Below are 20,025 nucleotides of genomic sequence, written 5' to 3' on the forward strand. Positions count from 1 at the left end.
GGACGATCTAGCGCCGGGTCGTGGCAGCCGCCGCGGCGACGATGGCGGGGAGCAGCGCGTGCGCCCACACCCGGTAGCCGTCGGCGGAGGGGTGGAAACCGTCCTGGCAGAGGGTGCCGGCGTCGGCCCGGAACACCGGCCCGGTCTCGGTGGCCAGGTCGACCACCGAGCCGCCCGCCTCCAGCACGGCAGTGGTCTGCGCGCGAGCCACCCGACGCCCGGACCAGCCGACCACCTGGCGCAGCGGAGGCGCTATGGCACGCACCGCCCCGAGGTCGGGGCAGGTGCCCACCACCACCTCGACGCGCGCCTCGCGCAGGCGGTGCACCGCCGCGCCGAGATAGGCCGCCGCGTCGGAGGGTCGGCGCAGCCCGGTGGCGTCGTTCGCGCCGATCAGGATCAACGCCACGTCGGGCCGCTCACCGAGCAGGGCTCGGGCCACCTGGGTGGCGAGGTCAGTCGAGCGGGAGCCGGAGACGCCGACGCTGGACAGGTGCACCCGGCGGCCGGTCGGGCCCTCGGCGAGCAGGTTGGCCAACTGCCCGCCGATGGTGTCCTCCAGACGGTCCACACCGACGCCCAGTGCCGACGAGTCGCCCAGCAACACCAGTCGCAGCGGGGAAGCGCCCGCCCGGCCGATCGTGGCGCGCAGGGCAAGGCCGAGCTCCGGTTCGGCGTAGCGTCGGTGCCGGGCGATGAAGGCCTCACCTGCGAGGACGGCGGCGCCCCCGACGGTGCCGGCGAACAGCGAGATCGCCGCCGCCCGACCCAGTCGGCCGGCGAGGCCGGAGGTCACGCTCCGCGCGCTGCGCTCGTTCATGCCAGTCCCTCCACTGTCGAGGTGTCCGAGGCGGACCCGTGCTGCGGCACCGCGCCGACACCGAAGAACGCCCGTCGGCGCAACTGCGCCCACCGGCCGGCCGGCCCTCGGTCGCGGCCCCGAACCTGGACGCCGCTGACCTCCGTGCCGGCGTGTCGAGCCGCCTCCTGCGCGGCCTTCGGCAGCGACCGTACGCCGTCGCCGCGCGTCGGTGTGGCCCGTCGTTCCGGGGTCGCGCCGAGGGCGGAGAGCATCGTCGGTAGGAGCGCGGCGGCGGCCATCGCGTACCCCTCGGCGGAGGGATGGAACCGGTCCCAGGCGAACATCCGGGTGGGCTCGGCCGCGAACCGGGGGCCGAGCAGGTCACCGAGGGAAACCGTCCACCCGCCCGCCTCGACCACTGCCACCGTCTGGGCGGCGGCGAGCTGGCGGCTCCACCGGTGCGCCAGCCAGCGCAGCGGCGGTTGGATCGGGCGGATCGCGCCCAGGTCGGGGCAGGTGCCGACGACCACCTCACACCCCGCGTCGCGCAGGGCGTGCACCGCCTCGACCAGGTAGCGCACCGCCAAGCCGCGTGGGGTGCGGTTGGTGATGTCGTTGCCGCCGATGAGGATCACCGCGATGTCGGGTCGGCACTCCAGCGCCGCCTCCACCTGGTGGCGCAGCGCCGACGAGATCGCGCCGACCACCGCGAAGCGGTGCAACTGCACCGGCCGGTGCAGTCGACGGGACAGGCCGGTGGCGAGCAGCGCCCCGGGCGTCTCCCGACGGCGGTGCACCCCGTAGCCGGCCGCCGACGAGTCGCCGAGCACGACCATGGTGAGCGCGGGACCGGGGAACTTCGCGCCGTACATCCCATCGCAGCGGGGCGGCGGCGCCTCGGCCATCGGGATGGTCCGTCGAGCCTGGCGGGCCTGGCCGACCAGCACCCCGCCGGTCGCCACCGCGGCCGCCGCGGTGGCGCCCGTCCCGATGGCGGCCAGCCGGACGAGCCGCCGGGCCTGCCGCCAGCGCTCACCACCGGGTACGACGGAATGTGCCACCCCCATACCGCGACATTATCGCGCTGGCCCGACACACCGCTGTCGTCGTGACGGCACCCGGGTGCCTGGAAACCGACGCGGCGGGGTACTTGGGTTCCAGAGGCCGGCCGACTTGCGCCGACCCGCCACGCTGATCCGGCGGAGAGGAGCGCGACGATGGGTAAGACACTGAAGCGCAGCGCGGCGTTCACGGCCCTGGCGCGGGCCCTGGCGACCGGGGCGCGCAACGGGCCGTCGATCGGCACGCGGTTGGCCGCGCTGCCCCGGATGATCAGAGCCACCACGAAGGGGGAGTACGACGGCGGTCTTCGGCTGGCCCTGATGACCGCGGCGACGGCGTACATCGTCTCGCCGATCGACCTGCTTCCGGAGATCCCGCTGGCGATCTTCGGGCTGGCCGACGACGCGGTCATGGTCACCTGGTTGGCGGGCAGCGTGCTTGCCGAGACCGACCGGTTCCTGGAGTGGGAGGCCCGCCGCAGCTCGGTCATCCCCGGGGGGTTGGTGCCCTGACGACACGTACGCTGGCGGTGAGCAAACGTCTTCCCGGCCGCCCACCGCCGGCGCCGCAACGAAGGGCACACCGTGCAGTACTACGACAACGTCGTCGACATGATCGGAAACACCCCGCTGGTGCGTCTGCGTAACGTCACCGAGGGCATCCAGGCCACAGTGCTGGCCAAGGTGGAGTACGTCAACCCGGGCGGCTCGGTGAAGGACCGGATCGCGCTGCGGATGGTGGAGGACGCCGAGGCCGCCGGTCTGCTCAAGCCCGGCGGCACCATCGTCGAGCCGACCAGCGGCAACACCGGCGTCGGGTTGGCCCTGGTGGCCCAGCTCAAGGGCTACAAGTGCGTCTTCGTCTGCCCCGACAAGGTCAGCCAGGACAAGCAGGACGTGCTCCGGGCGTACGGCGCCGAGGTGGTGGTCTGCCCGACCGCCGTCGCGCCGGAGGACCCGCGCTCGTACTACAACGTCTCCGACCGGCTGACCCGGGAGATCCCGGGCGCCTGGAAGCCCAACCAGTACAGCAACCCGGCCAACCCGCGTTCGCACTACGAGACGACCGGTCCGGAGCTGTGGAAGCAGACCGACGGCGAGCTCACCCACTTCGTGACCGGCGTCGGCACCGGCGGCACCATCTCCGGCATCGGCCGGTACCTCAAGGAGGCGTCCGAGGGGCGGGTGCGCGTCGTGGGGGCCGACCCGGAGGGCTCGGTCTACTCCGGCGGCACCGGCCGGCCGTACCTGGTGGAGGGCGTCGGCGAGGACTTCTGGCCGGAGACGTACGACAGGGGTGTCGCCGACGAGATCGTGGAGGTCTCCGACAAGGCGTCCTTCGAGATGACCCGGCGGCTGGCCCGCGAGGAGGGGCTGCTGGTCGGCGGTTCCTGCGGAATGGCGGTGGTCGCCGCTCTGGAGGTCGCCCGCCGGGCCGGCCCGGACGACGTGGTGGTGGTGCTGCTGCCCGACGGTGGTCGTGGCTACCTCTCCAAGATCTTCAACGACTCGTGGATGGCCCGGTACGGCTTCCTCGACAACTCCGGCGCGGAGCCGACGGTGGCCGACGCGCTGGCCAGCAAGCCGGGCGGGCTGCCCGAGCTGGTGCACGTGCACCCGACCGAGACCGTCCGCGACGCGATCGACTACATGCGCGAGTACGGCGTCTCGCAGCTTCCGGTGCTCAAGGCCGAGCCGCCAGTGGTGACCGGTGAGGTCGCCGGCTCGATCGCCGAGCGGGACCTGCTCGACGCGCTGTTCACCGGCCAGGCCCACCTGCACGACACGATCGAGCGGCACATGGGCGACCCGCTGCCGATGATCGGTGGTGGTCAGCCGGTGAGCGAGGCGGTGGGCATGCTGGAGAAGTCCGACGCCGCCCTCGTCCTGGTCGACGGCAAGCCCAAGGGCGTCCTGACCCGCCAGGACCTCCTGTCCCACCTAGGCGCCCACTAAGCCCTCCCCGCCCCGCCCCGCCCCCCGTCCCCGGCCCCGCCCCCAGCCCTCGCCGATCTTGCACTTCCTGTCGCCTGAATGTCGCTATCGCGGCGTTTTGTCACGACAGAAAGTGCAAGATCGGCGAGGTGGGAAGGGCGGGGTTTGGGGTGTGGGGGGTGGGTGGGGTGGGGGTTAGAGGGGGCGGGTGTAGCGGAGTTGTGGGGTTGGGGCCGATCCGATTGCCTCGTCTCGTTCGTCGCCGGTGGGGGTCCAGCCGCCGCGTTCGTAGAACGAGCGGGCGTGGGCGTTGTCCCTCAGCACCCAGAGCGCGGCGCGTCGCCAGCCCTGCGCGCGCATGGCGTCCAGGGCGTCCACCATCAGGGTGCGGCCGACGCCGCGGCCCTGCTCGGCAGGGTCGAGGTGGATCGCGTTGAGCAGCCCGGTGGCGGGGTCGTCCTCGTCGTCCGGGCCCAGGTGGGTGAATCCGACCAGAGCCCCGGCCCGCTCAGCCACTGTCATCCGGTGGGTGTCCCGCTCCCAGATCCACCGCTCGACCCAGTACCGCCCCATCGCCTCCGGTGTCGGGTCGGCCAGCGCCTCGGCCGGCACGAAGGCGGAGTACGCGGCGACCCGGGAGCGCTGGTGCAGGGCACCCACCGCCATCAGGTCGCCTTCGGTTGCGGGGCGGAGCGTGACGGTCACCCGGCCGAGGCTACCCGGCGCGGCGGAACCTGCACCGTGGTCAGATCCTCGGCGACGATCAGTTCGCCGTCGAAGTGCGCGCGCGCCTCGTCGTGGAACCGGCGCGGGTCGGGATAGCGCTGGGAGAAGTGGGTGAGCACGAGTCGTCGTACCCCGGACTCGGTCGCCACCCGGGCGGCCTGCGCCGCGGTCAGGTGGCCGACCTCGGCGGCGAGCGCGGCCTCCGACTCCAGGAACGTCGACTCGATGACCAGCAGGTCGGCGTGCTCGGCGAGGGCGTACACCCCGTCGCAGAGGCCGGTGTCCATCACGAACGCGAACCGCTGCCCCGGCCGGGGCACGCTCACCTCGGCCCGGGTGACACGGCGTCCGTCGAGGTCCAGGTGCCCGACGCGGATCAGCTCGCCGACAGCCGGCCCCGCGACGCCGTACGCGGCCAGCTTCTCCGGCAGCATCCGGTGCCCGTCCGGCTCGACCAACCGGTAGCCGTACGTCTCGATGGGGTGCCGGAGCCGGCGTGCCTCCAGCGTGCCGCAGCGCAGGGCGATCCGCTGCCCGTCGGCCTCGATGGGCTCGACCCGCAGCTCGGCGGTCTCGTAGAACGAGGTGGCGTGCCGCAGCCGGGCGAAGTATTCGGCGCCGCCGGCGGGAAAGTGCACGGCGACCGGGTGCGCCACCCGGTCCAGGGAGAGTCGCTGGATGGTGCCGGGCAGGCCCAGGCAGTGGTCGCCGTGGAAGTGGGTGACGCAGATCCGGGTCAGGTCGGTGGCGGTGACAGTGGTGTGCAGGAGCTGACGCTGGCTGCCCTCGCCCGGGTCGAAGAGGATCACCTCGTCGTCCCACCGCAACACGTACCCGTTGTGGTTGCGCTGACGGGTCGGCGCCTGGCTGGCCGTCCCCAGCACCACCATCTCGCGCATGGACATCGCCACTCCCGCGGATATGGAGCGACCCCCGGGGCGCTCCGCGCATGTGCGCGGGCCGGCTGGACTTGGCCGGCACCCCGGGGGTCGGGTGGCTGTCGTGGATTCGCCGCACCGCTGCCACACGGTCTCGACGATGGTGCTTTTTGCCCGCCTCGCGGCAGGCCGATCACTGTCGAGGACAGCGGCTAGCTGACAGCCACCTCACGAGTCCGATTGCTATACAAGTCTGGACCACCTCCTTTCACGTGTACGGCCACGTTATCGAGTTCTCGTCGGGCTCGGCAACGGATTTCGATCACAGGCCCGAACGGGAATGCCCGGCCACCTCCTTAGGTGGCGAAGGTCGGGTCGGCGTACCCCATCGTTCAGGCGGCGCGTCGAGGGGCGCTGCGGAGTTCGGGGAAGCGTTCTTCCCAGGCGCGGCGCACGGCTTGGGGTAACCACATCGACGGCCAGAGCTGGATCAGCGAGTCGCGGCTGACGTAGGCGTAGAGGTCAGTCGGACTAGCGGCCTCGTTGAGGACCGTCCGGTACAGGTCGCCGATGCGCCCGGGCTGCGTAAGGTCGTAACGGGAGTTGCCGGACCACTTCAAGTGGCGTGGTAGATCTATGACCCCGGACGTGGGCCCGCGAAGCTGATCAAGGGTTTCGGGCACGACGACCGGCTTGGCGTAACCGTGCGGACGGCTGGCGCTGTCACCGCTCATCGTGCCCTCCCGTACGTCTGAATCAGGCTAACGCCTCGACTCAGCCGGCGACACGGGCCACGCCGACCGGGCAGCTCAGCCCGTTCGGGCCGTGGTTGCAGTACCCGTTCGGGTTCTTGGTCGGCGCCAGGTACTGCTGGTGGTAGTCCTCGGCGAAGTAGTAGCTGCCGAGCGGGGCGATCTCAGTGGTGATCTCGCCCTTGCCGGCCCGCGCCACGATCGGCTGGAACGCGTCCCGCGAAGACTCCGCGATGGTCCGCTGCTCGTCGGTGGTCGTGTAGATCGCCGAGCGGTACTGGGTGCCGACGTCGTTGCCCTGGCGCATGCCCTGGGTCGGGTCGTGGTTCTCCCAGAAGACCTTCAGTAGATCCTCGTAGTTGATTTTGCTGGGGTCGTACACCACCTGGACGACCTCGGCGTGCCCGGTCCGCCCGGAACACGTCTCCTCGTACGTCGGGTTCTTCGTGATGCCACCCGCGTAGCCGGCGGAGGTGGTGTAGACGCCGGGCAGCGTCCAGAACAGCCGCTCGGCACCCCAGAAACAGCCCATGCCGAAGACCGCTACCTGGAGGCCCTCAGGAAACGGGCCCTTCAGCGGGGTGCCCAGCACCTCGTGGCGGTCGGCCACCGGCATGGCGATCGGACGGCCCGGCAGGGCCTGGTCGGGCGAGACCATATCGGCCTTCATACGGCGCAAGAACACGTGGGATCTCCTCTCGTACCACTCCCAGCGTGCAACACCGGAGGGTCCACCTTCCTTACCCGCGTGCGGATCAGTCAGGCCCCACCGGGGAGCGCCGCGTTGATGCGATCCGCGTACGTCTGGGCCTCGGTGTCGTCGTCGTACCGGGTGCGCGGCCAGAAGAAGCCCCGCAGCCCGTCGCCCTTGGTCCGCGGGACCACGTGTGTGTGCAGGTGAGGCACCGATTGGGACACCTTGTTGTTCATCGCCACGAACGTCCCACCGGCACCGAGAGCGGTCTCCACCGCCACCGCCATCCGCTGGACCATGGCGAAGTAGTCGGGCAGCAGGTCGGCCGGCAACTCCGCCAGGGTCACCAGGTGCACCCGGGGCACCACCAGGACATGCCCCTTGAACACCGGCCGGGTGTCCAGGAACGCCACCCCGTCCCGGGTGTCGGCCACCCGGAACGCCGGCACCTCGCCCGCCACGATCCCGCAGAACACGCAACCGCTCATCGCGCCAGGCTATGCCGGCGACCTCGCGGGCGACGGCGCCCCCCACGCGTGAACCGACTGTGGTAATCATCTACGTGAATGGATGAACACGGGGTGATCCCGGCCATCGGCGTGCGCGTCGATGCTCCGAAAGGACCAAGCTTGCAGATCAGAAGAGGCCTGACCCTGGCGCTGGCGGCGCTGACCGCCGGGCTGCTCACCGGCGCGGCCCCGGGCCATGCCCAGGCGGCCGCCGCGCAGACCGCCACCGCACTGCCGCTGAACACTGTGGCCGACGTGGTGTCGGCCGGTGACCGGGTCTTCGTCAGCGGTGGCAGCTCCGCAACCGATGTCGTGGTGACCGGCGCGACAGGCACTGTGGTCGGCACGCTGTCGGGCCTGCCCGGCCCCACCGACCTGCTGCTCAGCGCCGACCGGCGGACCCTCTACGTGGCGCTGCCCACCGCCAACGCCATCGCCGCCTTCGACACCGGCTCGCTGATCGAGTCCGCCCGGTACGACACCGGCGCGGGCGAGTGCCCGTCGTCGCTGGCGCTGACCGGCCGGTACCTGTGGTTCGGCTACGGCTGTGACCAGTGGGGCGGCAACATCGGCCAGATCGACCTGGGCCGCCAGCCGGCCCAGGTGCGCACGGGGATGGCCACCACTCAGGACTTCTACGGCGCTCCGCTGCTGGCCGCCGCCAGCCAGAACCGCTCGGTGCTGCTGGCCGGGCAGATGTCGTTGAGCCCGGCGTCGGTCTACGCGTACGCGATCGGAGCCGGGGGAACGCTGAACCTGCTGCGGGCCAACGATTGGACTGTCATCGGCAGCAACCTGCAGGACATCGCCCTCGACCCGACCGGCACCACCCTCTACACCGCGGCCGGTGCCCCGTACGAGGTGCAGGCTTTCCCGTTCGCCGACATCACCACCCCCTCCGCGACCTTCCCCACCGGTGCCTACCCGGCCGCCGTCGAGCCGTCCCGCGACGGCACCAGGATCGCCGCCGCGGCGGACACGTCGTACCTGTTCGTCTATCGGCCGGACGGAACCGAACTGACCCGCTTCGTGCTGGGCGGCGGTGAGCTGAGCCGGGGTGGGTTGGCCTGGTCGCCGAACGGCGCACGGCTCTATGCGCTCTCCTACGACTGGACCGGGAGAAACCAGGCCACCCTGCACGTCCTGCCCGTACCGGCCGGCTGACCGGCCGCCGGCCCCTGGCTGGCACGCGGGGGCCGGGCCGGACGGTCCGGCCCCCACCGGGAGCGCGGGTTCCGTTCCAGCCTGCGGGACGGGGGCACTAGCCTCACCAGAATGAGTCACGGCTTCGAGACGCTCGCCATCCACGCCGGTCAGGACCCCGAGGCCCGCACCGGCGCGGTGATCCCACCGATCTACCAGACCAGCACGTACGCCCAGGACGCCGTCGGCGCACCCCGTCTCGGCTACGAGTACAGCCGCTCCGGCAACCCGACCCGTGACGCGCTCCAGGAGTGCCTGGCGGCGCTGGAGGGCGGGCCGGTGGGGCTCGCCTTCGCCAGCGGCCTGGCGGCGGAGGACACCCTGTTGCGGGCCGTGTGCCAGCCCGGCGACCACGTGGTGATCCCGGACGACGCGTACGGCGGCACGTACCGGCTCTTCGCCCGGGTCGCGCAGCGCTGGGGCCTGGAGTTCAGCCCGGCCAAGGTCTCCGACCCGGACGCGGTCCGGGCGGCCGTGCGGCCCGGCCGCACGAAGATCGTCTGGGTGGAGACGCCGACCAACCCGTTGCTCGGCATCGCCGACATCGCGGCCCTGGCCGCCGTGGCACACGACGCGGGCGCCCTGCTGGTGGTGGACAACACCTTCGCCTCGCCGTACCTCCAGCAGCCGATCGCCTTCGGCGCGGACGTGGTGGTGCACTCCACCACCAAGTACGTCGGCGGGCACTCCGACGTGGTCGGTGGCGCTCTCGTCGTCGCCGACGCCGGGCTCGGCGAGGAGTTGCGCTACCACCAGAACGCGATGGGCGCGATCAACGGCCCGTTCGACGCCTGGCTCACCCTGCGGGGCATCAAGACCCTCGGGGTACGCATGGACCGGCACTGCGACAACGCCGAGCGGCTCGCCGCGTACCTCGACGGCCACGCAAAGGTCGCCCAGGTGCTCTATCCGGGGCTGCCCTCGCACCCGGGTCACGAGGTGGCAGCCAAGCAGATGCGCCGGTTCGGCGGCATGATCTCGTTCCGCGCCGCGGGTGGTGAGGACCACGCGGTGGACATCTGCAACCGGGCCAAGCTCTTCGTGCTCGCCGAGTCGCTGGGTGGTGTGGAATCCCTGATCGAGCACCCGGGTCGGATGACACACGCAAGTGCTGCCGGCTCGCCGCTTGAAGTTCCCGGCGATCTCGTGCGACTGTCTGTCGGCATCGAGACGGTCGACGACCTACTCGCCGATCTGGAGCAGGCGCTGGGCTGACCGCTGGGGGAGGATGGCCGTGCAGGACATCATGGCGACCTGGGTCGGAGCGACCGCCAAGCAGATCGCCCGGGGCGTACGCCGAGGTGACGTCTCGGCGACCCAGGTCGTCGCCGACCACCTCGAGTACATCTCCCGAGCCGACCGTGAGCTGGCCGCGTTCCGCGCCGTTCGCGGCGGTGAGGCGATCACCGAGGCGGAGAAGGTCGACGAGCAGGAGGACCTGGCCAACCTGCCGCTGGCCGGTGTTCCGGTGGCGGTCAAGGAGAACACTCCGGTCGCCGGCCTGCCGACCTGGAACGGGTCGGCCGCCGCCCGCACCGACGTGGCGGAGGCCGACCACGAGGTGGTGCGTCGGCTGCGCGGCGCCGGCGCGGTGATCCTCGGCGTGACCCGGATGCCGGAGCTGGGGCTGTGGGCACTGACCGACGACGACAGCGCGGTGACCCGTAACCCGTGGGACAGCACGCGTACCCCCGGTGGGTCCTCCGGTGGTGCCGCCGCCGCGGTCGCCGCCGGGCTGGTGCCGATCGCGCACGCCAACGACGGTCTCGGCTCGATCCGGATTCCCGCGGCCTGCTGCGGACTCGTCGGGCTCAAGCCCGGTCGGGGCGTGGTCCCCTGCCAGCTCGGGGCGGACGACTGGTTCGGCCTCACCGAGCACGGCATGTTGACCAGCACGGTCGCCGACGCGGCGGTCGGCTTCTCGGTGCTCGCCGGCCGGCGTCCCGAGAAGCTGGTCCCCCCGCAGCGGCTGCGGGTGGGTGTCTCGCTGCGCTCCCCGGTGCGCGGTGTCGCCCCGGACGCGCCCAACCGGGACGCGGTCGCCGCCGCCGGTCGGCTCCTCGCCGCCGCCGGGCACGACACCGTGCCGGCCGATCCGGTCTACCCGACCGCCCTCGGTCTGCAGGGCATCGCCACCTGGTTCGCCGCAGCCGCCACCGACGTCCGGGCCTCCGGTCTGGACCGGCGTGGGCTGCAACGGCGTACCCGGCGGCACGTCGCGCTGGGCGAGTGGGCGCAGCGTCGCGGCTACGTGCGGGAGGCGGACCGGGCCGCCTGGCGGCAACGGTCTGTCGACTTCTTCACCGACCACTCGGTCGACCTGCTGCTCACCCCGGCGCTGGCCAGCGCGCCACCGGAGGCGGCCCGCTGGTCGGAGCGGTCCTGGCGGGCGAACATGACAGCCAACATCCGGTACGCCCCGTACGCCGCACCCTGGAACATCGCCGGCCTGCCAGCGGTCGTCGTGCCGGTCGGCCGCCGCCCGGACGGCCTGCCGGTCGCCGTGCAGCTGGTCGGTCCGCCCGGCTCGGAGCTGCTGCTGCTCGGTGTGGCCGGTCAGTTCGAGATGGCCGCCCCGTGGACGCGCCACGCCCCCGGCTACCCGCGGGTCGGCACGGAGTCGCCGGCCACCGCCTGAGGTTCGACGGTGTGCGCGCTGTCGGGCACTCCGGTGTCGCCGCCGAGGGCTCCGCAGGCGGGTGGCACGATCGGGGCATGACGGAACTGGTCGGTCTCGACGATGTGCGGGCCGCACGGGAGTTGCTCGCTGGCGTCACCCGCACCACCCCACTGGAGCCCTCCCGGCCGCTCAGCGCGGCGCTGGGCGGGCCGACGTGGCTCAAGTGCGAGAACGTGCAGCGCGCCGGCTCGTACAAGGTGCGGGGCGCGTACGTGCGGATCTCCCGGTTGTCGGCGGCGGAGCGGGAGCGCGGCGTGGTCGCGGCGAGCGCGGGCAACCACGCGCAGGGCGTGGCTCTCGCCGCCGGCCTGGTCGGCACGCACGCCACGGTCTTCATGCCGGTCAACGCGCCGCTGCCGAAGGTGGCCGCCACCAAGGGGTACGGCGCGCAGGTCGAGTTGGCCGGGAACACCGTCGACGAGTCGCTGGTCGCGGCGCACACGTACGCCGAGCGCACCGGCGCGGTGCTGATCCACCCGTTCGACCATCCCGACGTGATCGCCGGGCAGGGCACTGTGGCGCTGGAGATCCTCGAACAGTGCCCGGACGTGAAGACGATCATCACCGGGGTGGGTGGCGGCGGTCTGATCTCGGGCATGGCGGTGGCCGCGAAGGCGTTGCGCCCCGACGTCCGGATCATCGGCGTGCAGGCGGCGGGGGCGGCGGCGTTCCCGCCCTCACTGGTGGCCGGGGAACCGGTCCGGCTGCCCATCTTCTCCACCATCGCCGACGGCATCGCGGTCGGCCGTCCGGGCGAGATCACCTTCAACCACGTGCGCAAGCTGGTCGACGAGATCGTCACGGTCTCCGAGGAGGACATCTCCCGGGCCCTGCTGATGCTGCTGGAGCGGGGCAAGCAGGTGGTCGAGCCGGCCGGGGCGGTCGGTGTGGCCGCGCTGCTGGCCGGCGTGGTCGAGGTGGAGACCCCGGTGGTCGCGGTGCTCTCCGGCGGCAACATCGACCCGCTGCTGATGCTGCGGGTGATCGAGCACGGGTTGGCCGCGGCGGGTCGCTACCTGCGGGTGACCGTCCGCTGTTCGGACCGGCCGGGGCAGCTCGCGTCGCTGCTCACTCAGATCGCCGAGCACCGGGCCAACGTGGTGGACGTGGAGCACCAGCGGGCCAACCCGCACCTCAGCCTCGGCGAGGTGGAGGTGGCGTTGTCGGTGGAAACCCGGGGCGTCGAGCACTCGGACACCCTGATCAGCGCCCTACGGGCCAGCGGCTACCAGGTGGTCTTCGCGGCCGAGGCGTGACACCGGTGGGTGCCACGCCTCGGATGCGCTGCGTTTCGACAATGGGTGCTGGCGTCGGTCGACCTGCGTTCCGACAGTGGGTGCCGGCGTCGGTCGAGCCGGCCGGCGGCGGGTAGCGCGACCGGCGACGGTCAGCCGGAGAACGGCTCGAAGCTGACCACTGTCACCTTGATGTCGGCGCCGCTGGGCGCCGTGTAGGTGCAGGTCTGCCCGGCTCGACCGCCCAGGATCGCCTTGCCCAGCGCGGACTCGGGGCTGTAGACGGTCAGGTCGGTGGTGGCCGCGATCTCCCGGGAACCGAGCAGGAAGGTCTCGGTGTCGTTGGTGTCGTCGTCGAAGTAGATCGTCACCACCATGCCCGGCGACACCGCGTCGGCGGTGGGGGCCTCGCCGACCTTCGCGGTGCGCAGCAGCTCCTGCAGGTAGCGGATGCGACCCTCGGCCTTGCCCTGCTCCTCGCGGGCGGCGTGGTAGCCGCCGTTCTCCCGCAGGTCGCCCTCCTCGCGCCGAGCGTTGATCTCGGCTGCGATGGCCGGACGGTTGGCGATGTGCTCGTCGAGCTCGGCCTGGAGGCGGTCGTACGCGTCCTGCGACAGCCAGGTGGCGGGCGCCTCGTTGCCAGTGGACACAGGCGTTCTCCTCAGTTGTGCGTGGCTGGCTGACAGGTGAACCACCAAGTTACCAGTGCGGTACGACACAGCGTGTCGGCCATCACCGCCGGTGTCCGGATCCGACACCGGGGGTAGGCGCCCCGTCAGCCCCGCGTTTGGTGCTGTTCGAGCAGCTCAGGACGGTGCTCGGCAGCGCAGGACCTCACCGATGAAGGGCCGCGCGGTGGTCGCCAGGCGGTGCTGGGTCGTCACGTGCCGATCCCCGGGGTCGGCGGTCACGGTGACCTGTTCGCGGCCGACCTCGGCGCCGGCACGGTCCCGGGCGCGCAGCACGCAGACAGCTGATCCACCCGGCGGGACGGTCACCCGAAAGTCGACAAGCACCTGCTTGTCCGTGATGTCGGTGTACGTGATGACCTGGGCGTCGTAGACGGGATCGCCGTACTGGCGGTAGAGCCGTACCGAGATCACGGTCAGCGTCGCGACGAGGGCCAACAGTGCCAGCGCGGCCAGCAGCGTACGGCGGCGCTTTCCGCCCGGTGCCCGGCGGCGGCCGTAGCGCCCGGCCGGGAATACCGGCGCACCTGGTGAAATTGTGGCGTGCGTCTCGGTCACCGGCGGGTATCTCCTGGCGTTGTTGTCGGCGGCATCGGCAAGAATGACAGAGCCCCATCCTCCCACCCGGTCCAGCGGCAGGAATGGCAGGTCATGCCCGGCGCTGGTGGCCGGTGACAGGGTGCGGTGAGGAAAGATCCCGGCAGGTCAGCCGGTCGAGCCCGGTCGGGTCCCCCGTCCGGCACAGACGAGGAGCGCCGAAGTTGGCAGAGCAACTGCGTCTCATGGCCGTGCACGCGCACCCGGACGACGAGTCGAGCAAGGGCGCGGCGACGACGGCGAAATATGTCGCTCAGGGGGTGGACGTCCTGGTCGTGACGTGCACCGGTGGCGAGCGCGGGAGCGTGCTCAACCCCAAGCTCGACCGACCCGACGTGTGGGCCAACATCGGCGAGATCCGGCGTGCCGAGATGGACGCCGCGCGGGCGATCCTCGGTGTCGACCAGGCCTGGCTGGGCTTCGTCGACTCGGGTCTGCCCGAGGGTGATCCGCTGCCGCCGCTGCCCGAGGGCTGTTTCGGCCTCCAGGACGTCGAAGTCGCCGCAGGTCCGCTGGTGCGGCTGATGCGCGAGTTCCGTCCGCACGTGGTGACCACGTACGACGAGGAGGGTGGCTACCCGCACCCGGACCACATCATGTGTCACAAGGTGAGCGTGGCCGCGTTCGAGGCCGCCGGTGATCCGGAGCGCTACCCGGAGCTGGGCGCGCCCTGGCAGCCGCTGAAGCTCTACTACGACATCGGTTTCTCCAAGGGCAAGATCATGGCCTTGCACGAGGGCATGCTGGCCGCCGGTCTGGAGTCGCCCTACGAGGAGTGGCTCAAGCGGTGGGAGGACCGCCCCGACAAGGGCCCGCGGATCACCACCCGGGTGGAGTGCGCCGATTACTTCCCGGTTCGTGATGACGCGCTGCGCGCCCACGCCACCCAGGTCGACCCGGACGGCTTCTGGTTCCATGTGCCGATGGAGCTCCAGAAGCGCGCCTGGCCGACCGAGGATTACGAGCTGGCCCGCTCGATGGTCGACAGCCCGCTGCCCGAGTCCGATCTCTTCGCCGGAGTGCGGGAGACGGCGCACGCGCGCTGATTCCCGGCGGGGCTACCCTGGTTACCAACCGCACATCGGAGGAACGCCATGCTGACCGCTGCCCAGGTGCTCGCGGAGAACAACTTCGGGGACACCCGCACGGGTGGTCTGGCCGGGCCGATGGGCCTCTTCCTCATCCTGCTGCTGGCCACCGCGACCATCCTGCTGATCCGCAACATGAACGCTCGGCTGCGCCGCCTGCCGGACCGTTTCCCCCAGCAGTCCGGGGCGACCGACCCGACCAGGGCCGATGCGGCAGTCGTCGATCCGACAGACGGGACCGGGGGGCGTGATTCATCCGCGCCCGCTCCCAACGGGCACCAGCAGCACCTGAACGGGTAGTCCGCGCGTGAATCACGCCGAACCGGGTGGTCGCCCCCTGTTGCGGCCACCCGGTTTGGCTTAGCCTTCCGCCGGGGGGACCAAAAGTCTCCGAGCCGTGTGCGGGAGGGGGCGCCGATGACCAGCACAGCAGCGGCCGCCCACCGCGACGTCGGTCGGTCGGCTGACGGGGGAGGTCGATGACCTCCGATCCGGCCGACGGCCCGTTCGATCGGCTCGGGGTGCGTGGCACACCGGGCCGGCTGCTCGTGCTCACCGCAGCCGTCACGCTGACCGCCCTGGCCGCCGCCGCTGTCGGGTTGACCCTCCCGGTCCGGTTGCCGGCCGACGACCCCCTCGGCGGTCCGGCTCGCTTCGGCATCGCCGTCGCCGTCCTGGCGCTCGCCCAGCTCGCCCGGCTGCGATTCCGCTCGGCCGCGGGCATGGTCAGCATCACCTGGGGCGAGGCGGCCCTGATCGTCTGCCTCTACCTGACCCCAGCCGGCTGGCTCCCGTCCGCCACGCTGCTCGGCACCGGGCTGGCCTGGACGTTGCTGTCACTGCACAACGACCGCCGTCCGGCCCTGGAGATCGTCCGGATCGCCGCGTCGCTGGCCGCCGCGTCGGCACTGGCCGTCTCCGTGACCACCGCGCTCGGGCGGCCCCTGCTCTCGCCGCCAACTCCGATCCTGGCGCTGGCCGTGATCGCCGGTTCGGTGACGTACCTCCTGGTGACCGCCTGGCTGGGCGGCGTGACGCTGGGCCTGCGACACGGGCTGCCGATCGGGCCGCCGCTGCTCGCCGCGCTGCGCGGCAAGCTGCTGATGTTCGTCGGCAACGTGGCGGTCGGCCTCGTGGTGGTCGCACTGCTGGAACTCGACCCCCGCTGGTTGCTGCTGCTGCCGCCGCTGCTGTGGCTGTTGCAGCAGACCTACCGTTACCGGCTGCGCTCCGATCAGGAGCGCCGCACCTGGCGTGCCTTCGCCGAGGCCACCGCGGCCCTCAACCAGCTCGACGAGCGGGGTGTGGCCAGCGCGGCGGTCACCGGGGCGCTGACGCTGTTCAATGCCGAGCTGGTGGACGTCGACGTGGCCCGGGCCGACGGCCGGTGGCACCTCTACCGAGGCGACGCCAGCGGTCAGCTGATCGACCGGGAGACCGGGCCGCCGGACCAGTCGGAGCCGGACGAGCACGAGCTGAGCCGGGCGCTGTCGGTCGGCGCCACGCCGGTCGGTCGGCTGCGGGTGCGGTTCCCCCGCTCGGCCCCGCCCACGGCCCGGGAACGTGACGCGGTGGCCGCGTTCGGCGACGCCCTCGCCGCCGCGCTGCACGACGCCGCGACCCACCACGAGCTGAGGCTGGTGACCGCCCGCTCGTCGTACGAGGCGGTGCACGACCCGCTCACCGGGCTCGCCAACCGGGCGGCGATGTTGAGCAAGGGCGACCAGTCGCTGCGACAGCTCAGCCACGACCACCCGGTGGCGCTGCTGCTGCTGGACATCAACCAGTTCAAGGAAGTCAACGACACCCTCGGCCACGCGGCGGGTGACCAACTGCTGCGACTGACCGCGAACCGACTCAACTCGCTGGTCCGCGCCGGTGACCTGCTCGGTCGACTCGGTGGCGACGAGTTCGCCCTCCTGCTCACGGCGGTGCCGGTGCTCGGCGACCGGGCCGCCCCGATGGCCCACGCGTTACGTCAGGCCCGTGAGATCGCCGAACGGCTGGCCGCACCGACCGAGGTGGCCGGCGTACGGATGTCCATCGAGGTCTCGGTCGGGGTGGTGGTGGCCGCCGCGGGCACCGCGGACCTGACCGAGCTGCTGCGTCGGGCCGACATCGCGATGTACCAGGCCAAGGAGGGCGGCGGCAACGTCGCCGCGTACGACGGCTCACGCGACGCGGCCAGCACCGACCAGCTCGCCCTGCTGGCCGAGCTGCGGGAGGCGTTGAAGGTCGACGACCAACTGGTGCTGGCGTTGCAGCCGGCGGTCGACCTGGCCACGGGTGCGCCCACCGGCGTGGAGGCGCTGATCCGGTGGCAGCACCCCCGGCGTGGGTGGCTGAACCCGGCCGACTTCATCCGACCGGTGGAGAACAGCGAGCAGCTCGGCACCTTCACCCGCTACGTGCTGAACAAGGCGCTCAGCGTGGCCGCCAGTTGGGCCCGGGAGGGGTTGGACGTCCCGATCTCGGTCAACCTCTCGGCGCGCAGCCTGCTCGACCCCCGGTTGCCGGCGGAGATCGCCGAGGCGTTGCGCCGCCACCAGGTGCCGCCGCGCCGGCTTGTTCTGGAGATCACCGAGACGGTGGTGATGAGCGAGCTGGAGGTCATCGACGAGGTGCTGGCGACGCTCCGGTCGATGGGCGTGCAACTCGCTGTCGACGACTTCGGCACCGGCTTCTCGTCGCTGACCTTCCTCACCCGGATCGCTGTGGACGAGTTGAAGGTGGACCGTTCCTTCGTCATCCGGATGGCCGACTCGCCGGAGGCTGCCGCGATCGTCCGGACGACGGTCGGCCTCGCTCACGAGCTGGGGCTGCGGGTGGTCGCCGAAGGGGTGGAGACCGCCGAGCAGCGGATGGCCCTGGCCGAGTTGGGCTGCACCTCCGCGCAGGGCTACCACTTCTTCAAGCCCATGCCGGCGGACAAGATCGGCGCGGTGCTGGGGTCGCTGCGCGACTCGGCGGAGTCGAACGTGTTCCGGCTCCGCGCCGACGGCGCGTCCTGACCGTCCGGGTGGAGCCCGCGCGGTCCGCGCCGGGGCTGGCTATGGTCGTCAGGTGAACCGACTCGCCGACGCCACCAGTCCGTACCTCCTTCAGCACGCCGACAACCCGGTCGACTGGTGGCCGTGGTCGGACGAGGCGTTCGCCGAGGCGAAGCGGCGGGACGTTCCGGTGCTCATCTCGGTGGGCTACGCCGCCTGCCACTGGTGCCACGTCATGGCGCACGAGTCGTTCGAGAACGAGCAGGTCGGCACCCTGATGAACGACAACTTCGTGTCGATCAAGGTGGATCGTGAGGAACGTCCGGACGTGGACGCGATCTACATGACCGCCACCCAGGCGATGACCGGCCAGGGCGGTTGGCCGATGACCGTCTTCGCCACCCCGGACGGCACCCCGTTCTTCTGCGGCACCTACTTCCCGCGACCCAACTTCGTCCAGTTGCTCCAGTCGGTTTCCACCGCCTGGCGTGAGCAGCGCGAGGCGGTGCTGGGCCAGGGCGCCGCAGTGGTCGAGGCGATCGGCGGCGCGCAGGCCGTTGGCGGCCCCACAGCGCCGCTGGACGCCCCGCTGCTCGACGCGGCGGCCGCAAAGCTGGCCAGCGAGTACGACGCAACGAACGGCGGGTTCGGTGGCGCCCCGAAGTTTCCGCCGCACATGAACCTGCTCTTCCTGCTGCGCCACCACCAGCGCACCGGCGACCCGCGCAGCCTGGAGATCACTCGGCACACGGCCGAGGCGATGGCCCGGGGCGGCATCTACGACCAGCTCGCGGGCGGCTTCGCCCGGTATTCGGTGGACGCGCACTGGACGGTGCCGCACTTCGAGAAGATGCTCTACGACAACGCACTGCTGCTGCGGGTCTACACCCAGTTGTGGCGACTCACCGGTGACCCGCTGGCCCGTCGGGTGGCCCGGGACACCGCCCGGTTCCTCGCTGACGAGCTGCACCGGCCGGGGCAGGGGTTCGCGTCCGCACTGGACGCCGACACCGAGGGCGTCGAGGGGCTCACGTACGCCTGGACGCCCACCCAACTCGTGGAGGCGTTGGGCGAGGAGGACGGCCGGTTCGCCGCCGACCTGTTCACCGTCACGGAAGAAGGCACCTTTGAGCACGGTATGAGCGTGCTCAAGCTCGCCCGGGACGTGGACGATGCCGCGCCCGAGGTGCGCGCCCGTTGGCAGCAGGTGGTCGGGCGGCTGCTCGCCGCCCGGGACACCCGCCCCCAGCCGGCCCTCGACGACAAGGTGGTGGCCGCCTGGAACGGTTTGGCGATCACCGCCATCGCCGAGTTCCAGCAGGTCGCCGCCGTGTACGCGTCACCGAAGGACGAGGACGCCAACCTGATGGACGGCGTCACCATCGTGGCCGACGGGGCGATGCGCCAGGCCGCCGAACACCTGGCCACTGTGCACCTGGTGGACGGCCGGCTGCGCCGGGTCTCCCGGGACGGCAAGGTCGGCGAGCCGGCCGGTGTCCTGGAGGACTACGGCTGCGTGGCCGAGGCCTTCTGCGCGCTGCACCAGCTCACCGGGGAGGGCCGCTGGCTCACACTGGCCGGCGAGCTGCTGGACACCGCCCTGGCGCACTTCGCCGCGCCCGGCGGCGCCTTCTACGACACCGCCGACGACGCGGAGCGGCTCGTCGCCCGGCCGGCCGACCCGACCGACAACGCCACCCCGTCCGGCCGGTCGGCGTTGATCGCCGGACTGGTGGCGTACTCGGCGCTGACCGGGGAGACGCGCTACCGGGAGGCCGCCGAGTCGGCCCTCGGCACTGTCGCGCCGATCGTCGGTAGGCACCCCCGGTTCGCCGGATACGCGGCAACGGTCGGGGAGGCGTTGCTCTCCGGGCCGTACGAGATCGCCGTCGTCACCGACGACCCGGACGGCGACCCACTGGTGGCTGCCGCCCGCCGGCACGCGCCGCCCGGAGCGGTGGTCGTCGCCGGGCGTCCGGACCAGCCGGGTGTGCCGCTGCTCGCCGACCGTCCGCTGGTCGACGGCCGCTCCGCCGCGTACGTCTGCCGGGGTTTCGTCTGCCAGCGGCCGGTCACCTCCGTCGAGGAGCTGGTAGCCGAGCTGGGCTGAGCGCACGGCCACGCCCGGTAGTCGCCCGCGCCGCCCGCCGGGCGGTCCCGCCAGCGCTTCGGAGGCGGGTCGCCAG

At 71.9% G+C, this 20,025-nt stretch carries 18 protein-coding genes and 1 pseudogene; 10 read left to right on the forward strand and 9 right to left on the reverse strand.

The annotated features are described in order from the left end of the window. Positions 1 to 7: 7 nt before the first annotated feature. Positions 8 to 820: an SGNH/GDSL hydrolase family protein gene (locus tag OHB44_RS05475; protein WP_238683177.1), complete on the reverse strand. Its 813-nt coding sequence runs from the start codon at positions 818 to 820 to the stop codon at positions 8 to 10. Further along, positions 806 to 1,869, reverse strand: a pseudogene (locus OHB44_RS05480) (SGNH/GDSL hydrolase family protein); the annotation flags it as partial. The gene OHB44_RS05475 and the pseudogene OHB44_RS05480, both read right to left, overlap by 15 nt. 150 nt (positions 1,870 to 2,019) lie before the next feature. On the opposite strand from OHB44_RS05480, the gene OHB44_RS05485 reads away from it, so the two are divergent. Both OHB44_RS05485 and OHB44_RS05490 read left to right on the forward strand, forming a co-directional pair. Further along, complete coding sequence (locus OHB44_RS05485; RefSeq protein ID WP_238683179.1) at positions 2,020 to 2,376, forward strand: YkvA family protein; 357 nt, start codon at positions 2,020 to 2,022, stop codon at positions 2,374 to 2,376. A gap of 72 nt (positions 2,377 to 2,448) precedes the next feature. Further along, positions 2,449 to 3,819, forward strand: coding sequence for a cystathionine beta-synthase (locus tag OHB44_RS05490; protein WP_112582465.1), 1,371 nt, complete (start codon positions 2,449 to 2,451; stop codon positions 3,817 to 3,819). Positions 3,820 to 3,993: 174 nt separating this feature from the next. On the opposite strand, the gene OHB44_RS05495 is transcribed toward OHB44_RS05490, so the two are convergent. The 5 genes from OHB44_RS05495 to OHB44_RS05515 form a co-directional block, all read right to left on the reverse strand. After that, positions 3,994 to 4,503: a GNAT family N-acetyltransferase gene (locus OHB44_RS05495; RefSeq protein WP_238683180.1), complete on the reverse strand. Its 510-nt coding sequence runs from the start codon at positions 4,501 to 4,503 to the stop codon at positions 3,994 to 3,996. Continuing rightward, the gene (locus OHB44_RS05500; protein WP_330439768.1) at positions 4,500 to 5,429 is read right to left on the reverse strand and encodes a ribonuclease Z; all 930 of its coding nucleotides are present in this window, start codon (positions 5,427 to 5,429) and stop codon (positions 4,500 to 4,502) included. The genes OHB44_RS05495 and OHB44_RS05500 overlap by 4 nt, the downstream gene beginning before the upstream one ends. Before the next feature lie 365 nt (positions 5,430 to 5,794). Continuing rightward, positions 5,795 to 6,136 (reverse strand): hypothetical protein, encoded by a 342-nt coding sequence (locus tag OHB44_RS05505; RefSeq protein ID WP_330439769.1) that lies wholly within the window; start codon positions 6,134 to 6,136, stop codon positions 5,795 to 5,797. Positions 6,137 to 6,176: 40 nt separating this feature from the next. Continuing rightward, on the reverse strand, positions 6,177 to 6,839 hold the full coding sequence (gene msrA / locus OHB44_RS05510; protein ID WP_266303654.1) for a peptide-methionine (S)-S-oxide reductase MsrA: 663 nt from the start codon (positions 6,837 to 6,839) through the stop codon (positions 6,177 to 6,179). Positions 6,840 to 6,913: 74 nt separating this feature from the next. Continuing rightward, positions 6,914 to 7,336 carry an HIT family protein gene (locus tag OHB44_RS05515; RefSeq protein ID WP_330439770.1) on the reverse strand — a complete coding sequence of 141 codons (423 nt, stop codon included), beginning with the start codon at positions 7,334 to 7,336 and terminating at the stop codon, positions 6,914 to 6,916. Positions 7,337 to 7,477: 141 nt separating this feature from the next. On the opposite strand from OHB44_RS05515, the gene OHB44_RS05520 reads away from it, so the two are divergent. From OHB44_RS05520 to ilvA, 4 genes are all read left to right on the forward strand, one after another. Beyond that, positions 7,478 to 8,521 (forward strand): YncE family protein, encoded by a 1,044-nt coding sequence (locus tag OHB44_RS05520; RefSeq protein WP_238683184.1) that lies wholly within the window; start codon positions 7,478 to 7,480, stop codon positions 8,519 to 8,521. A 111-nt stretch (positions 8,522 to 8,632) separates the two neighbouring features. Further along, on the forward strand, positions 8,633 to 9,775 hold the full coding sequence (locus OHB44_RS05525) for a cystathionine gamma-synthase (protein ID WP_210784919.1): 1,143 nt from the start codon (positions 8,633 to 8,635) through the stop codon (positions 9,773 to 9,775). A gap of 13 nt (positions 9,776 to 9,788) precedes the next feature. Continuing rightward, complete coding sequence (locus OHB44_RS05530) at positions 9,789 to 11,198, forward strand: amidase (RefSeq protein WP_112733108.1); 1,410 nt, start codon at positions 9,789 to 9,791, stop codon at positions 11,196 to 11,198. Between the two features lie 77 nt (positions 11,199 to 11,275). Continuing rightward, on the forward strand, positions 11,276 to 12,496 hold the full coding sequence (gene ilvA, locus OHB44_RS05535) for a threonine ammonia-lyase (protein WP_238683185.1): 1,221 nt from the start codon (positions 11,276 to 11,278) through the stop codon (positions 12,494 to 12,496). Positions 12,497 to 12,627: 131 nt separating this feature from the next. Here ilvA and greA read toward each other — a convergent pair whose 3' ends face one another. Both greA and OHB44_RS05545 read right to left on the reverse strand, forming a co-directional pair. Continuing rightward, entirely contained in the window at positions 12,628 to 13,125 is a 498-nt protein-coding gene (greA, locus tag OHB44_RS05540) for a transcription elongation factor GreA (protein ID WP_091394193.1), read from the reverse strand. Positions 13,126 to 13,281: 156 nt separating this feature from the next. After that, positions 13,282 to 13,722: a DUF4307 domain-containing protein gene (locus OHB44_RS05545; protein WP_238683186.1), complete on the reverse strand. Its 441-nt coding sequence runs from the start codon at positions 13,720 to 13,722 to the stop codon at positions 13,282 to 13,284. Between the two features lie 203 nt (positions 13,723 to 13,925). Here OHB44_RS05545 and mca point away from each other — a divergent pair, with 203 nt between their 5' ends. From mca to OHB44_RS05565, 4 genes are all read left to right on the forward strand, one after another. After that, positions 13,926 to 14,807 (forward strand): mycothiol conjugate amidase Mca, encoded by an 882-nt coding sequence (gene mca / locus OHB44_RS05550; RefSeq protein WP_330439775.1) that lies wholly within the window; start codon positions 13,926 to 13,928, stop codon positions 14,805 to 14,807. Positions 14,808 to 14,855: 48 nt separating this feature from the next. Beyond that, entirely contained in the window at positions 14,856 to 15,149 is a 294-nt protein-coding gene (locus tag OHB44_RS05555; protein ID WP_266303651.1) for a hypothetical protein, read from the forward strand. A gap of 179 nt (positions 15,150 to 15,328) precedes the next feature. Further along, entirely contained in the window at positions 15,329 to 17,860 is a 2,532-nt protein-coding gene (locus tag OHB44_RS05560; RefSeq protein WP_238683189.1) for a putative bifunctional diguanylate cyclase/phosphodiesterase, read from the forward strand. A gap of 52 nt (positions 17,861 to 17,912) precedes the next feature. After that, positions 17,913 to 19,949, forward strand: a complete 2,037-nt coding sequence (locus OHB44_RS05565) for a thioredoxin domain-containing protein (RefSeq protein WP_330439777.1) — start codon at positions 17,913 to 17,915, stop codon at positions 19,947 to 19,949. Positions 19,950 to 20,025: the final 76 nt, after the last annotated feature.

It is taken from the genome of Micromonospora sp. NBC_00821 (assembly GCF_036347035.1).
GTDB classification, from domain to species: Bacteria; Actinomycetota; Actinomycetes; order Mycobacteriales; family Micromonosporaceae; genus Micromonospora; species Micromonospora hortensis.

Bases quoted from the DNA above. Each gene is read 5' to 3' on its own strand.
- OHB44_RS05475 (WP_238683177.1), bottom strand. From the start codon at position 820: ATGAACGAGCGCAGCGCGCGGAGCGTGACCTCCGGCCTCGCCGGCCGA.
- OHB44_RS05485 (WP_238683179.1), top strand. From the start codon at position 2,020: ATGGGTAAGACACTGAAGCGCAGCGCGGCGTTCACGGCCCTGGCGCGG.
- OHB44_RS05500 (WP_330439768.1), bottom strand. From the start codon at position 5,429: ATGTCCATGCGCGAGATGGTGGTGCTGGGGACGGCCAGCCAGGCGCCG.
- OHB44_RS05505 (WP_330439769.1), bottom strand. From the start codon at position 6,136: ATGAGCGGTGACAGCGCCAGCCGTCCGCACGGTTACGCCAAGCCGGTC.
- OHB44_RS05515 (WP_330439770.1), bottom strand. From the start codon at position 7,336: ATGAGCGGTTGCGTGTTCTGCGGGATCGTGGCGGGCGAGGTGCCGGCG.
- OHB44_RS05525 (WP_210784919.1), top strand. From the start codon at position 8,633: ATGAGTCACGGCTTCGAGACGCTCGCCATCCACGCCGGTCAGGACCCC.
- OHB44_RS05530 (WP_112733108.1), top strand. From the start codon at position 9,789: ATGGCCGTGCAGGACATCATGGCGACCTGGGTCGGAGCGACCGCCAAG.
- ilvA (WP_238683185.1), top strand. From the start codon at position 11,276: ATGACGGAACTGGTCGGTCTCGACGATGTGCGGGCCGCACGGGAGTTG.
- OHB44_RS05555 (WP_266303651.1), top strand. From the start codon at position 14,856: ATGCTGACCGCTGCCCAGGTGCTCGCGGAGAACAACTTCGGGGACACC.
- OHB44_RS05560 (WP_238683189.1), top strand. From the start codon at position 15,329: ATGACCTCCGATCCGGCCGACGGCCCGTTCGATCGGCTCGGGGTGCGT.